Origin of the sequence: Methylobacter tundripaludum (assembly GCF_002934365.1) — a bacterium.
Lineage (GTDB): Bacteria > Pseudomonadota > Gammaproteobacteria > Methylococcales > Methylomonadaceae > Methylobacter_A > Methylobacter_A tundripaludum_A.
This window is the reverse complement of the sequence record NZ_PTIY01000002.1, coordinates 1-13,382: the sequence shown is the minus strand read 5'-3', so window position 1 is coordinate 13,382 and position 13,382 is coordinate 1. Positions and strand designations below refer to the sequence as shown.

Below are 13,382 nucleotides of genomic sequence, written 5' to 3'. Positions count from 1 at the left end.
GCAATGCAATGGGCTGAAGTTATTAATAATCCGTATTTTGAAAATCTACCTTTTAAAATCGAATTGAATCGCTATGGCAAAATTGAAATGACTCCCGCCTCCAATAAACACGGTCGATTGCAATTACATATCGGTGCTTTGCTCGAACGCAAGCTAAAAAAAGGTGAAGCATTGATCGAATGCTCAATTCAAACTACCGAAGGCGTGAAAGTTGCCGATGTCGCTTGGTGTTCCAAAGCATTTATCAAGCAACACGGCTATGAAACGCCTTATACACATGCCCCTGAAATTTGCATTGAAGTTGTCTCGCCGTCCAATTCGAAAGAAGAAATGACCAATAAGGTTCAGCTGTATTTGCAGGCAGGTGCTGAAGAAGTTTGGATTGCGTGGGAAAACGGCATTGTTGATTATTACGGCAAGACCGGGAAAATTGAGCAATCGGCATACAGCATTAACGTTACGATTCCAATAAATTAGCGAGTTAAATGCCTACAGTTAAAGAGAAAGTGTCTGAAATAGTTCAAGCTCAACCCGATGACAGCAGCTTTGATGAGATTTTGCATGAGTTGGCTTTTACGCGGATGATAGAATGGGGCTTAGAGGATACTCGACAAGGCCGGGCAATCCCTAATGAAGAAATGCAACAACGCATGGACTCATGGCGTAAATAAACTGGACAACTCAAACGGAGTGCTGGCTTCGGGATATTTTCGACTATATCGCCGTAGATAACCCTGCCCCGCAGCTGAGAAAGTTGTTTCCGGCCTTTATGCAAAAGCCCAGTTATTACACGAATTTCCAGAAATTGGCTACTCGTACCGAAAAGAACCCGATGGCGATATTCGCATTTTGTTGTACGGTCATTACCGAATCGCGTATTTGATAAAAACCTCGGAGAGTATCGATATTTTGGGTGTATTTCACGGTGCTCTCGATATAAATCGATTACTGACATCACTATAATGTTAATTTAAAGTGTCGCACACAAACTCAAAATGACTATAAACCCAGACCAAACCATCAAGTTTTCCCCCCTGCACCGTCTGCAATGGGAAGAAGCCCAGCAAAAAGACGTCATTCTCTACCCTGAAGGCATGGTGGAGCTTAACCAAAGTTCCGCAGAAATCCTGAAATGTTGCGACGGCACCCGCAACCTTGCCCAAATCGTCAGCGATCTGGAGCGGAAATTTGCAACGACAGGACTTACCAACGACATTACCGCTTTCCTAGAGGTCGCTTTAAAAAATGGCTGGATCCAACAAAACTAACCCTACGACCGCGCTCAGGACAGGCATCACCCCGCCGCGCTGGCTGCTGGCTGAACTGACTTATGCCTGCCCGCTGCAATGCCCTTACTGCGCCAACCCGATTGATTATACGAAATACCAATCCGAACTGGACACCGAGGACTGGAAACGCGTACTCACGCAAGCCCGCAAAATGGGCGCTGTGCAACTGGGTTTTTCCGGCGGCGAACCGTTAACCCGGAAAGACCTACCCGAGCTGGTCAAACACGCAAGAGACCTTGGCTATTATTCCAACCTGATTACCTCGGGCTACGGTCTGACCGAAGAAAAAATTGCCCAACTCAAGGACGCGGGTCTTGACCATATCCAGGTCAGCATCCAGGCCAGCACCCAGGAGCTGAACGACCATATCGCAGGCACCGAATCGTTCCAGCACAAAAAAGACGTCGCGCATCTGGTCAAAAAACACGGCTACCCGATGGTGCTGTGCGTGGTCATACACCGCGAAAATATCCACCAGATGCCCCAAATTCTGGAAATGGCCGAAGAGCTGGGCGCGGATTACCTGGAACTGGCGAACACACAGTATTACGGCTGGGCGCACGCCAACCGCGACTTATTGCTGCCCACTAAAGAGCAATTCGAACAGGCCGAGCAAATCGCCCAAGCTTTTAAAGAAAAAGTCGCCGGCAAGATGAAAATTTATTATGTAGTGCCGGATTTTTATGAAGACCGCCCCAAAGCCTGCATGAACGGCTGGGGCACGACCTTCTTGACCATTGCTCCGGACGGCGTTGCCCTGCCCTGCCACTCCGCCCGAGAACTGCCGGGGATGGACTGCCCCAATGTCAAAGACTACAGCATCGAACAGATCTGGTACGAATCGCTTACCTTCAATTTTTTCCGTGGTTTCGAATGGATGAAAGAGCCTTGCAGCAGCTGCGATGAAAAGGAAAAAGATTTCGGCGGCTGCCGTTGCCAAGCGTATTTATTAAGCGGCGATATGTACGCGGCCGACCCGGTGTGCAGCAAATCGCCGAACCACCATGTTATTCAAGAAGCGATAGATTCCGCCAAAGCAAGCGCGTTAGCAGATAATGAAAAACCGCTGATTTTCCGTAACAGCAAAAACTCGCGGCTGTTATCTTAAGGCAATGTCCGGCAAAGAATATATATCTTTTCTTTTTTACCACGAAGACACAAAGGACACGAAGAAAAAACATAAACTTCGTACCCTTCGAGTCTTCATGGTGAATACTTGTAAAACTCTGGACTTGATCAGGTAATTGCCAAAATCAGTCTCAACTGTATCAGGCATTGACTGTCTCAGTTCGACCCATAGCCGAATTTCATTCCCGTATCTTCATGACAAGCCCGGTAGCGACTAACGCAAAAAGACCGGAGGTCATAAAGGCCAAGGTGTAATTCCCGAACAAGCCATGCAAATAGCCGGCTCCGTAACTGGCTAACGCTGCGCCGATCTGATGGGCAAAGCAAATCCAGCCAAAAACGACCCCGACATTTTGTTTGCCGAATAAGTCGGCTGTGAGCGCCGAGGTTGCCGGAACCGTCGACAGCCAATTCAGCCCGTAAACCACGGAAAAGGCCATCAGTTGCCCGGTTGATTCGACATACGGCAGCAATAATAATGAAATACCGCGAAGCGCATAATAAACCGCAAGCGGCCAGCGCTTGCCGAAGCGATCGCATAACCAGCCGGAAAAAATGGTGCCGGCAATATCGGTCGCGCCCATTACGCCTAATGACACGGCCATGGTCATTTCCGGGAAACCGTGTTCGATGCCGTGAGAAATCAAATGCGTCTGAAACAGGCCTGAGGTGGTAAAACCGCAGATGCCGAAGCTGAAAGCCAGCAACCAAAATTGAGAGCTGGCCATTGCCGAACGCATCGGGTTCGGGTCAGGTGGAATCTTAGCTTCAGCATACCCATTGTCGCCATAAGGCTGTAATCCTTTTAAACCGGGATTATCAGCCATCAATATCATGATCAGAGGCAATACGACCAAACCCAGCATTAACGCTATAAACAGCGTGACAGCCCGCCAGCCCAACTGCATGTTCAGGTTCATGATAATCGGCGTGAAAATGAGTTGGCCCGACGAAAAAGCCGCCCCCAAAATACCTAAAGCCAGACCGCGCCGCTGCCGAAACCAGCGATTGACAACGGCGGACCCCATCACGATTGAGGTGCCTCCCGAACCTGCGCCGATGATCACGCCCCAAAAAAGATACAGCTGCCAAGGTTCCTGCATCAAAACACTGCCGCCCGCACCTAACGTCACCAAAGTGAGCGTTATCAGCGTGGTGGCTTTGGTGCCGTACAAATCCATCAGCCTGCCTAAAAAAGGGCCAGCCAGCCCAAATAACAGCAGGTTGACCGAAACGGCGCCGCTGATTGTTTCCCGGCTCCAGTTAAATTCATGCTCCAGCGACAGCATAATGATGCCCGGAACAGATCGGAGCGTCGATGCAGCAAACAAACAAGTAAAAGTAACAGCGAGTACGACCCAGGCATAATGGATGCCTGTGCGTTTAAGGGTTGTCATGATTAGCGACGTATTTGGAATAGTTAAAGTAATTACTGGTTATCTCGTTCCCACGCGCTGCGTGGGAATGCAGTCAAGGCGCGCTGCGCCGTGAGTCACGGTTAGCTTATAGAAAATGCAGACCGGACAAATCGGGACGCAGCGCGTGGGAACGAGGGCGGTACCATCTATGCTCGGAGGAAAAGAGAATCCTGTCGCTCTGACAATCCCGTTATCCATAAATCACGGCGCATCTTCCAGATCATCCAGCAGCTCAATCAAACGAGTCACGCCCTGAAGTAAGATACCGCCAACACCCAACGCAAACCAAACACCAATCACAAACCCCCAATGAATCGGCGCGGCGAAAAACTCTTCCCTGAACCAGAAGGTATGCCCCCATTCATTAAAGCCGACGCTGACCAGGATCATGAACGGCCCGAATACCGCCAGCGTCAACGGCAGCGAAATACCCTTCGCATACAGCGGCAAGCGGGTCCGGGCATAAACCCAGGCGCTTCCGCCTAAGATGACATACAGCGGAAAATTAAAATAAAACTCGATAATATGATTGGCCGTAAACGGGGTGTCGCGGATCGCGACCTGATGCCAGGAATTATCCTGTTCGGCAAAATAACTGCCGGCCCAGTAGACGGCAAAGGTGTAAACGCTAATCCACATGGTCAACGTGAAATAACGGCAAATTTCTTCTTTAGGGCTGATCGAATCCAGATTGCGATCTCGTGAAACCCATAAATATCCCCATAAGCCCGTCGTAAATAGCGCAATAACCACCAGCTCAATATAAAACAAACGCATCCAGTATTGCTCGAAGGCGGGTTCATAGGAATCCAGTCCGGCGGAAACCGCAAATTCACCTTGATACAAACGCAAGCCAATGTAGATGACAGTAAGTATGCCGAAAGCCTTTAGATAAGTGGGCAAATCCTTCAAATACCAGGGCGCGTTACCCAGTTGTTCAAGCGGGGCTTTTAATTGCTCAGGCAGCGCGGCCTTTAATTGCTCGGATGATAGTGCCATGATGTTCTCCTAATGAGGTTAATCGAATTTTGGAATGACAGCGGCGGTAATGCTCGATATATAGCGTTTGCCGGTAAGATCATAAAGAAACAACAGGCCGCCGATTCGGCTATCCGCATCGCGAATCAAACCGTCCAGTTTTTCGGATTCCCATAAGCCGTCTTTGACGATCATCGTCAGAGTGCGCTGTTCGCCCGGCTTGATCGCGTCGTTATTATCCAAACTCATGCCTTCCTCGGAAACGGTCGAACTACCGGAAAGATCTTGATGCGCTACAGGCAGATCCTTGTTCAAAAAATACACATTGGCTGTCGAAAATTCGCCGATATGAAGGGGAGCATTGCTTTGGTTATCGATTTTCAAGTCAAACTTCATCGCCCGTTCCGCTACGCGGTATTCGGCTTTTAAAGTATCGACATTGACGATACCGGCATTCACCTTGGCAGGTAGCGGTAAAATCTGGTCTAAAGACGCCTGTAGAGGAATCGTGTTGGGATGGTCATTGTTCGCCATCGCATTAAAGGCCAAGACCATGACAGGTATAGCGACCATGGCCGATTTGGCAATCAGCTTATCTTGCGGCGTGATCAACTCATCTTCCATGCCGGCTTCCAGCATGCGATAGCGGGATATAAACAAGGGTCTGCGTACCCACCAGAGTAACCAAGCCGTTGCCAATATGCCCCAGAACGCATGCCACAACACCCCATTGGCAAAGCCATAGCTTTCCATATCGATCATCTCGCCGTTGATGATTTTGGCCGAGTTGCTAAAGTCCGACGCATCGCCGGCTATATCCAGCCACACGCCCGGCCCCATCACTTGTCCGGCATCTTTTAAGTTAAAGAACGGATGGATGTGATAGCGTCCCGGCAAACGTCCCTTCAGCACGACCTTGAAGTCGTAATCGCCGCCCGGTTCCAAAGCCACTGAATTAGTCCACGGCTTGCCGTTCAGATAACGCTCGGTTCTGATCAACACCGGCCCCGGCGTCGATATGTTTAAAAATGAGGCTTCCGGTTTGGGTACGCCGATAGGCCAATCCTCGGCGACATGAAATTTACCGCTGACGCTGATTTCCTCATTGACGTTGAAAGCCTGTTTCGACCAATGCACGTCATACCATTGGATGGTGCGCATTCTGATGAACGGCTCCAGTGCTTTCTCACCGTGAGCCATGACTGTCTGGACATCCATCAAGTACACGGAAAAGATAAGGCAGAATGCCGTTAAGGTTTTGACTAAAATCGTTTTCATAAACCCTCCCTTTAGATTTTGTTAAGGTAACGAACTGTCGAGAACCACTTGCCGATATACCACCATAAGGTGTACATCAGGGAGCATAAAAGCGCCGAGGCAAATGCCGACAGCGGTGTCGCATATTGGCCGTAGGTCCGCAAAGTGCCTCGTTCAATGATGCGTAAATATTCAGGCATGCCGGTGCGGATGTACTGGAAGCCGAATAAATCGGCGACGGTCACTTGCCCGTTACCTTGCTCAACAGGCACATGAAATAGGCCGAAGATCGGCCAATTAGTAGGGTAAAACAGTAACGCAAAAGCGGCACCGCCGAAAATGGCCGTTATCGTCAGGCTGTTGCTCAGCATCAGGATAAAGTCCAGAACCAATGCGCCCGGCAACATCGTGGCCGGTAGCACCATGTTGATCGGAAAAAAGTTCCAATAATGATAAGCAAAGACCCTTGTAATCCAAGTGCCTATCAGCAGCGCGGCAACGCACAGCGTGGCGCCCATCGGCAGGCGGAATTTATTCCACATGACATACTGAACCGCAGCCGGAAAGGTAATGCCCATCAGCGGCGTCACCAGCGGCCAGTATTGACGGTCTTTCCAGTCCACCCAGAAATCCCAGTCGCCGACGGTCAGCGCAAAATGAAGATGAAAGGCTCCGATAAACAGGAAAAGAGCCAATACCAGGATCAGGTAATCGTAAGCGCGGCTAATCCGCGCCTTTTCTCCGGTGTACGGTCGAAAAGACCGGTTTGAAATATTTGCTGACATCATTGCGTCTCCTATCAATAGCAATAGATAAGGCGGACTCGCCTATCCAAAAAGTCAGCGTGTTGTAAATTTTGTCGGCCGGCCATTGAGGGGGAACTGGACCGACTCAAGCTAAACAACACGCTTGAGTGATACAGTAAGTTGAAAAGACGGCGTTGTTAAATGTATAAATTTCATCCCATCATTGACGCAATTCATAGCCGGCGCGTGCTGTGTTTTTGTTATGCTAATCGCTGCCAAACCAACGCTAAAAGAGTCCCGAATGTCTAATTTAAGAACCTTTGACCTGAACTTATTGGTGGCCTTCGATGTGCTGATGCAGGAGTTGAACGTGACCCGCGCGGCGGAACAGATGTTCATTACGCAATCGGCAATGAGCCATATTTTGCAGAGGCTGCGGCAACAACTGGATGACCCTCTGCTGGTTAAAACGCCGAAAGGCATGAAACCGACCGAAAGAGCGCTGGCCTTGATCGAACCGGTCAGAAGTTTATTGACTGAGGTGGAGCAGCTGATTCAGCCGCCATTGGAATTCGAGGCAGGAACCAGTCAACGGCGATTCGTGCTTGCGGCCACGGATTACATGGAATTGCTGTTAATACCGGCGTTATCGGGATTGATCGATCAAACTGCCCCCGGTATCGATCTTCACATTAAGCGTACCGAATCGTCGTTCCCGGCCGCGCAATTGGAGAACGGCAGCCTCGATGTCGTGCTCGGGTTCGAGTCGGTGTTAAAGCCGCCCGCGCATTTACACTGCGAACATTTATTCAGCGATCAAATGGCCTGCGTGGTCAGGCAGGATCATCCGCTGATAACAAAACCGCCGTCGTTGGAAGCCTATCTGGCCGCCTCCCATATGTTGATTTCCCGAACCGGCAGCAATGTCGGCTTAATCGACCAAAAACTGGCGGAACAGAGCTTGGAGCGGCGCATCAAGCTGATCGTCCCACACTTTCTTTCCGCACCGCTGATTGTTGCCGAAACCGATATGATCTTGTCGCTGCCTTATCGAATTGCCGAGCAATTTAAAAAATTTGCGCCGCTGGAAATCTTTCCGGTGCCTGTCGAGCTTCCCAGCTACGAGTTAGTGATGATTTGGCATCCGTTACAGGATAAAGATCCGGCCCATCTTTGGCTGCGGGACAAAATAACAGCGATAGGCCGGAACATGAATGGCTCATGAGTTTGGTTATCTTCCAGGCAATCCGCCAGCCAAAGCTTTTACCTGTAACAGATAATACGGCGGTTTTGAGGCCGATACGCCGCCGTTAAGCGTTGCCGACTGATGCAATCGATTGACTACCGCAAACAATTGCCCATTAGGCCCAAAGCTGAACGAATCCACCCATGACAAGCGCGGGCACTGCGCAAGCCGCCGGTATTTTTTATCGGCCGAGATAACGCCAATTGCGTTGGCCGCCAGCTCGCCCAGATAGATATTGTTATCCTTATCGATGGTGATGCCGTCCGAAATCGGTTTATCGCTGTAGCGTTCAACGCGGTTTGCCAGCATTTTGGCATCCAGTTTTTCATTGACCAGATCGTCCGCTTTTATCCGGTATAAACTCAGTCCATGCATCGGACCGAAATAAACCCATTCGTTGTTCAAATCTTCCGTAATCGGATTGACTCCGATATGAGGCCGAAGCAATTTTCCGGCTTTATCTTTAACTTGAATCGGGACATTGTCGATAACCAGATCGACCTGTTCAGGAATAACGCTGCCATGTCCTTCAAGTACGCGTCTTGCCGTTCCTGTGCTCAGGTTGACGACAATCAGCCCCGCATTGGCGCCTCCGGCCGGGTCGCTGATAAAAATATGATTGTGTTTGCTATCGACTGAAAAATCGTTAACAAAAGCATCTTTCGGCGCTACCGGAGTCGGCAAATGGATGACCTGGTGCAGCTTATTGCTACGGGTATCCCACCCGACCAATTTAGGTGTGACACCGCTACGCATGCCGTTATCCAACATCCACACGATGCCATTGGCATCACTACGAATGCCCAGAACGGAATCCAGTTTCAGATCCGATATTGAATCCGCGTCCGACAGTTCTTTATTAGGAAACGGCAGCAGGGCATTATCTTTATATTCAACCACCGTGTATTTAGGCTGATAAAACTGATGCATGCTGATGACGATGCGGCCATTATCGGTAACGGTGACATTACCCGGTCCGGTATCGAGATGGGCGATAATGTCGAATTTTGAATCGGGACTTGCTGCCGCGTCAAAGGTGAACATCATTAAAAGAACGGTGACTTTAACGAGGGTATTCATAAATAACTCCAATTGAACAAGATTCATTGAAAACATTACTCTGTCGAGTTAAGTCTGTTAAATGATCTTTATTCATGGCGGTATTTATAAATTTTGTGAGGTTGGGGGGAGAGCAGATATTTAAATAAAATCATGCCAGTCCGGTCTTGACGTATTGCCGAATTTCATTCTGCAATACGCATCGCCATAAAGCGGCCAGTCGCGACCGCCAGCAATTGGCCGAACTGCGACCGTCAGTGTCAGGTTCAATCCAAGCCAATATTTTGAAACTGTCAGATCAAATTCAGAATCTTACAAATAACTTATCCCCTAGCTTCTACAATCCCTCCCAAGGCGTGTACAAACCGTCCACATTAACCCCGAACATATCCAGAACCCGGCCAACGGTTTCATCGACCATGGCCGCGAGCGAATCCGATTTGCTGTAAAAAGCGGGCATCGGCGGAAAAATGATGCCGCCCATTTCGGTGACGCTCCCCATGTTGCGGATATGCACCAGGTTTAACGGCGTCTCACGGGGCATGATCACCAAGCGCCGACGCTCTTTTAACACGACATCAGCCGAGCGTGAAATCAGGTTGTCGCCAAAACCGTGCGCCACCGCCGACAGGGTTTTCATCGAACACGGCGCGATAATCATCCCTTCTGTTTTAAAACCGCCGCTGGAAATACTGGCGGCAATATCATCGATGCCGTGAGTCACATCAGCCAACTCGGCCAGCTCGGCGCGCTTCATATCCATTTCATGCTTTAAATTCACCACACCGGCTGACGATATGACCAAATGCGTTTCCCATTGATCCTGCGCCTGCAAGACTTGCAGCATCCTGACCCCATAAACCGCGCCGGTGGCGCCGGTCATGGCGATGATTAATCGTTTTTTTTGCTTCATTTTTATGGTTCAAGATGTGATTTTATATTGCACCACGAAGACACGAAGGACGCGAAGTTTTTACCTTGTCTTTCTTCGTGCTCTTCGTGCCTTCGTGGTGATATTTTTAAATTGATCCCGGTGGATGGGACTACTCCCCTGCCCTGACATCAAACTCAATCTTCCAGCGGCCTTGGTCTTTCTGGGATACGGCTTGCAGCTCCAGCGTACCGACTTCGGTTACGGCGGCACACAAATGCACCGGCACGACTTCGCCAGGTCTGCGGCCTTCTTCCGGCAAGGTGATTTCAATCTCATCCAGCTCATCAAGCTCTTCGTCGGTCCAGTAATCCAAACGGATTCCGACTTTATCCTCTCGCCGGATATGGGAGGAAAAAAAACGGAACCGAACCGGCTCACCAATCACCAGACCAAATTCATCATCCGGCAATTCTTGTTGAGTCCCTTCTTCCATGCCGAATGGGGCTATGCACAAAGCCTGAATTTCAGGTACCAGTCCGGGCACTGCGGGCATCGCGCTTTCTATGCCAACATAATAAGAAGCCGCCGTGCCGCCTTTAATGCGCACTCCCTTGCCTTTGCGAACGTAGCCATAGTAAGCAGCACCGCGGGCGACCGCCAGATCAAGATCGGCACCGGCCAATAATCGGGCTGCGGGCGCTTGCTCAACGCTCAACCATGAATTCAAAACCTCCATTAAGCGTTCAGCCAGGGTGTCGGCTTTTAACACGCCGCCGTTAAACAACACGGCAGTGGGGTGCAGGAAACTTGCGTGATCAGACAGATTGATGTCTTTAAGTTCGTCAGTAGCGCCTTGCTGTTTGGCCAGGAACGCTGCCAAATGTCGGGTAATACCTGCATCCTGGGCATAAGGTAAACCGGCGGTTCTTAAGCCGGTACGGGGACGGCTTACCGGCCTGTCACTGACAGCCACCTTAGGCAGGAAGCCTTCAACCAGTACACGATTGACTTCCTCACGGGTTAATTCGGTGCGCAATGTGCCGCCGATTAAAGATGAGCCCCTGCTTGCAACCACCAGCGGGATATTATCAAGCTCGGAATGAGTGAAAAGCTTTTCCTTGGCATCGCGGCAGCTGTGGGTCAACGCCTGAAGCTGCCAAGGTTCTAAACGTTTCCCATCTTTTTCCAGCTTGGCTTTAACGGTATAGGCCAAGGCCAAATCCATGTTATCGCCGCCCAGCAGGATATGATCGCCGACAGCAACGCGGGTCAGTTCCAGATTGCCGTCTTTTTCAGTGACAGCTATCAATGATAAGTCTGTGGTGCCGCCGCCAATATCTATTACCAGGATAATGTCGCCGACCTCTGCGTGCTTGCGCCAGTCGCCGTGGCTTTTCTCTATCCAGCTGTACAACGCCGCCTGAGGCTCCTCCAGAAGAATAGCCTGCCCAAGCCCCACGGCACGAGCCGCTTCAACCGTCAACTCCCGTGCCGCAGGATCGAACGAAGCCGGCACGGTAATCACGACATCTTGTTGATCCAGCGGGGCATTCGGATGCTGGCTTTGCCAGGCATCGCGCAGATGTTGCAGATAAGCCGTGGTTGCCTGGAACGGCGAGACGCGCTCGACTTCGTCAGGTGCATCAGTGGGCAAAATTGGCGCTTTACAGTCGACTCCCGTATGACATAACCAGCTTTTAGCGCTGGATACCAAACGTATAGAGGTTTTGCTGCCCAAATTACGGGCAATCTCGCCGACCAGATAATCCGGTTTTGAGGTCCAGGGCAACGAAGTTGAATCTTGAGCAAGTTCAGCTTCATGCGCCTGATACATAAACGACGGCAACTGTTGTTTTTCTTCAACCAAACCGGGAGATGTCAGTTGCGGTATTGCCATCACTTGTGGAGAAAACTCTTCGTCGTCGATATTTCCAAGATCGGCATAAGACAACACGCAATGAGTCGTGCCCAAATCGATACCGACAGAATACTGTGCTCCGAAAACTGCGTTTTGCGCCTGCTGAACAACTACGCTTTCAGCTGTCGCGTTCGCTTGTTCATGACCGGGCCAATCGCTCATAACTCGACCTCTGCCGGTGCAACTATAGCGGCATTATATCCTGACGTCAGCTTGGGCAACCTGACATCAGTGACTTGCCAGCCTTTATGAACCAGCGTACCGGTAAAAGGCGCCGTACCGACGATGTTGCCTGTTAAACGCACGGTAGCGGCGTCAAAACCGTCAGGCAGCGTAATTTTGCTGCCTTCCTGTTCGCTACGGACGGCGGCTAAAGTAAAGTGCTCGTTAATCGCTTTATTGCAACCTTCATGCACGACGCGGGCGGCAACGCCAATATCGGCGTCGCTGAAAACGGTAATATCTTCTTTAATGAAATCGATGAAACGAGCTTCTTTTTGCAGCAACCCCAGTAATTGCAAGGCCGCATCCGGGGTTGCCTCTTTCAACACAACAGGTTCCGGTGTGGGCGCATGAACCAATTTTTCAACTTCGACGATTTTCTCGACAATTTTTACTACCGGTTCAGCAGCTTGAATAGCTGCTTTTTTCTTGCATCGAGCCCGACTGATCAGTATCGACAGCAATAACACCACTAGAAGCAACGACAACAGAGCGACAGTACCTGCCAAACAAACATGCCATAAATCAAAGGTGGTGGGCTTTAAGGATAAATCAATTCCATAAGTATTCATTACACGAGGCTCTTTTAGTTGTTATTGTTGACCTGATTTGCGGGCGGCTTCGCTGAACATCATACCTTGCAGCACATTACGAGTGGTTTGCATGCGCATCTGTTTCAAATGACGATCCGCAATGGTTCCCGGCACTTTTTCAGCCAGATAAACTTCTCGCATCTGGGATAACACCGGCTCGCATTGTTTCATGATCGCTTCTGTCGCCTTACGGCTTTCCAACTCCTGCTGAGCAGGCTTTTGCATTTCAGCTGAAACACACTTTTTATATTGGTATTGAGCATCCTGAATTTTCTTAATTGTGGCATCGGAAAGAGTCGTGTCATGCCAATCATTTTTGGCGTCCTCAGCAAAAGCCGTTGAAGCCGATAACAAGACAGTTAAGAAAAGAATCTTTTTCATGGTATTTTCCGCTAGTGTTAATGGAACTTTGAATGCTTGATTTTACGCTAACTGGTCAAAAATAAATAACATTTGTCCAAAGGACTCTGCATTACAGACAATGCATCCGTTCTTCTTTATTTTCAATGAAATAGCAACCTCAACATTCCAAAAAAAATGCTTTACCCTAAACTGCGGTCAAAAAAAAACCCAAGCGTTTCGGCTTGGGTTTTTGATTTAAGAGCTTGGCAATTCCCTACTTTCGCATGGCAAACTGCCACACTATCATCGGCG

General features: G+C 49.6%; 14 protein-coding genes and 1 pseudogene. 6 read left to right on the top strand and 9 right to left on the bottom strand.

Features of this window, described 5'->3' with window-relative positions; all coding sequences use genetic code 11:
• Positions 1-3 precede the first annotated feature (3 nt).
• The 5 genes and pseudogenes from B0F88_RS02145 to pqqE all read left to right on the top strand — a co-directional run bounded on the left by B0F88_RS02145 (position 4) and on the right by pqqE (position 2,397).
• Positions 4-477, top strand: coding sequence for a Uma2 family endonuclease (locus tag B0F88_RS02145; protein WP_104422311.1), 474 nt, complete (start codon positions 4-6; stop codon positions 475-477).
• 8 nt (positions 478-485) lie between these two features.
• Positions 486-671, top strand: a complete 186-nt coding sequence (locus tag B0F88_RS19285) for a hypothetical protein (RefSeq protein WP_104422310.1) — start codon at positions 486-488, stop codon at positions 669-671.
• Positions 672-798: 127 nt separating this feature from the next.
• Positions 799-963: pseudogene (locus B0F88_RS02135) on the top strand (type II toxin-antitoxin system RelE/ParE family toxin); the annotation flags it as partial.
• 32 nt (positions 964-995) lie between these two features.
• Positions 996-1,268, top strand: coding sequence for a pyrroloquinoline quinone biosynthesis peptide chaperone PqqD (pqqD, locus tag B0F88_RS02130; RefSeq protein ID WP_104422309.1), 273 nt, complete (start codon positions 996-998; stop codon positions 1,266-1,268).
• The gene (gene pqqE, locus B0F88_RS02125; protein ID WP_104422308.1) at positions 1,246-2,397 is read left to right on the top strand and encodes a pyrroloquinoline quinone biosynthesis protein PqqE; all 1,152 of its coding nucleotides are present in this window, start codon (positions 1,246-1,248) and stop codon (positions 2,395-2,397) included. Before pqqD ends, pqqE begins: the two co-directional genes overlap by 23 nt.
• Positions 2,398-2,596: 199 nt before the next feature.
• Here the strand turns inward: pqqE and B0F88_RS02120 are convergent, their stop codons facing one another.
• The 4 genes from B0F88_RS02120 to amoA all read right to left on the bottom strand — a co-directional run bounded on the left by B0F88_RS02120 (position 2,597) and on the right by amoA (position 6,855).
• Positions 2,597-3,814, bottom strand: coding sequence for an MFS transporter (locus tag B0F88_RS02120; protein WP_104422307.1), 1,218 nt, complete (start codon positions 3,812-3,814; stop codon positions 2,597-2,599).
• Positions 3,815-4,036: 222 nt separating this feature from the next.
• Complete coding sequence (gene amoC / locus B0F88_RS02115) at positions 4,037-4,834, bottom strand: bacterial ammonia monooxygenase, subunit AmoC (protein ID WP_104422306.1); 798 nt, start codon at positions 4,832-4,834, stop codon at positions 4,037-4,039.
• A gap of 18 nt (positions 4,835-4,852) precedes the next feature.
• The gene (gene amoB, locus B0F88_RS02110) at positions 4,853-6,091 is read right to left on the bottom strand and encodes a bacterial ammonia monooxygenase, subunit AmoB (RefSeq protein WP_104422305.1); all 1,239 of its coding nucleotides are present in this window, start codon (positions 6,089-6,091) and stop codon (positions 4,853-4,855) included.
• 11 nt (positions 6,092-6,102) lie between these two features.
• Positions 6,103-6,855: a bacterial ammonia monooxygenase, subunit AmoA gene (gene amoA, locus B0F88_RS02105; RefSeq protein WP_104422304.1), complete on the bottom strand. Its 753-nt coding sequence runs from the start codon at positions 6,853-6,855 to the stop codon at positions 6,103-6,105.
• Positions 6,856-7,117: 262 nt separating this feature from the next.
• Between amoA and B0F88_RS02100 the strand changes: the two genes are divergently transcribed.
• Positions 7,118-8,041 carry a LysR family transcriptional regulator gene (locus B0F88_RS02100; protein ID WP_104422303.1) on the top strand — a complete coding sequence of 308 codons (924 nt, stop codon included), beginning with the start codon at positions 7,118-7,120 and terminating at the stop codon, positions 8,039-8,041.
• A 6-nt stretch (positions 8,042-8,047) separates the two neighbouring features.
• Here the strand turns inward: B0F88_RS02100 and B0F88_RS02095 are convergent, their stop codons facing one another.
• The 5 genes from B0F88_RS02095 to B0F88_RS02075 form a co-directional block, all read right to left on the bottom strand.
• Positions 8,048-9,142 (bottom strand): L-dopachrome tautomerase-related protein, encoded by a 1,095-nt coding sequence (locus B0F88_RS02095; protein ID WP_104422651.1) that lies wholly within the window; start codon positions 9,140-9,142, stop codon positions 8,048-8,050.
• Positions 9,143-9,458: 316 nt separating this feature from the next.
• Positions 9,459-10,034, bottom strand: coding sequence for a UbiX family flavin prenyltransferase (locus B0F88_RS02090; RefSeq protein WP_104422302.1), 576 nt, complete (start codon positions 10,032-10,034; stop codon positions 9,459-9,461).
• A 130-nt stretch (positions 10,035-10,164) separates the two neighbouring features.
• Positions 10,165-12,075 (bottom strand): Hsp70 family protein, encoded by a 1,911-nt coding sequence (locus tag B0F88_RS02085; protein WP_258076534.1) that lies wholly within the window; start codon positions 12,073-12,075, stop codon positions 10,165-10,167.
• The gene (locus B0F88_RS02080; RefSeq protein WP_104422301.1) at positions 12,072-12,707 is read right to left on the bottom strand and encodes a DUF2760 domain-containing protein; all 636 of its coding nucleotides are present in this window, start codon (positions 12,705-12,707) and stop codon (positions 12,072-12,074) included. The genes B0F88_RS02085 and B0F88_RS02080 overlap by 4 nt, the downstream gene beginning before the upstream one ends.
• A gap of 21 nt (positions 12,708-12,728) precedes the next feature.
• The gene (locus B0F88_RS02075) at positions 12,729-13,109 is read right to left on the bottom strand and encodes a hypothetical protein (RefSeq protein WP_104422300.1); all 381 of its coding nucleotides are present in this window, start codon (positions 13,107-13,109) and stop codon (positions 12,729-12,731) included.
• Between the last annotated feature and the right edge of the window lie 273 nt (positions 13,110-13,382).

Coding starts and splice junctions, on each gene's coding strand:
- B0F88_RS02100 (WP_104422303.1), top strand. CDS start 7,118: ATGTCTAATTTAAGAACCTTTGACCTGAACTTATTGGTGGCCTTCGAT.
- pqqE (WP_104422308.1), top strand. CDS start 1,246: ATGGCTGGATCCAACAAAACTAACCCTACGACCGCGCTCAGGACAGGC.
- B0F88_RS19285 (WP_104422310.1), top strand. CDS start 486: ATGCCTACAGTTAAAGAGAAAGTGTCTGAAATAGTTCAAGCTCAACCC.
- amoA (WP_104422304.1), bottom strand. CDS start 6,855: ATGTCAGCAAATATTTCAAACCGGTCTTTTCGACCGTACACCGGAGAA.
- B0F88_RS02085 (WP_258076534.1), bottom strand. CDS start 12,075: ATGAGCGATTGGCCCGGTCATGAACAAGCGAACGCGACAGCTGAAAGC.
- amoC (WP_104422306.1), bottom strand. CDS start 4,834: ATGGCACTATCATCCGAGCAATTAAAGGCCGCGCTGCCTGAGCAATTA.
- B0F88_RS02095 (WP_104422651.1), bottom strand. CDS start 9,142: ATGAATACCCTCGTTAAAGTCACCGTTCTTTTAATGATGTTCACCTTT.
- B0F88_RS02120 (WP_104422307.1), bottom strand. CDS start 3,814: ATGACAACCCTTAAACGCACAGGCATCCATTATGCCTGGGTCGTACTC.
- B0F88_RS02080 (WP_104422301.1), bottom strand. CDS start 12,707: ATGAATACTTATGGAATTGATTTATCCTTAAAGCCCACCACCTTTGAT.
- B0F88_RS02075 (WP_104422300.1), bottom strand. CDS start 13,109: ATGAAAAAGATTCTTTTCTTAACTGTCTTGTTATCGGCTTCAACGGCT.
- amoB (WP_104422305.1), bottom strand. CDS start 6,091: ATGAAAACGATTTTAGTCAAAACCTTAACGGCATTCTGCCTTATCTTT.
- B0F88_RS02090 (WP_104422302.1), bottom strand. CDS start 10,034: ATGAAGCAAAAAAAACGATTAATCATCGCCATGACCGGCGCCACCGGC.
- B0F88_RS02145 (WP_104422311.1), top strand. CDS start 4: ATGCAATGGGCTGAAGTTATTAATAATCCGTATTTTGAAAATCTACCT.
- pqqD (WP_104422309.1), top strand. CDS start 996: ATGACTATAAACCCAGACCAAACCATCAAGTTTTCCCCCCTGCACCGT.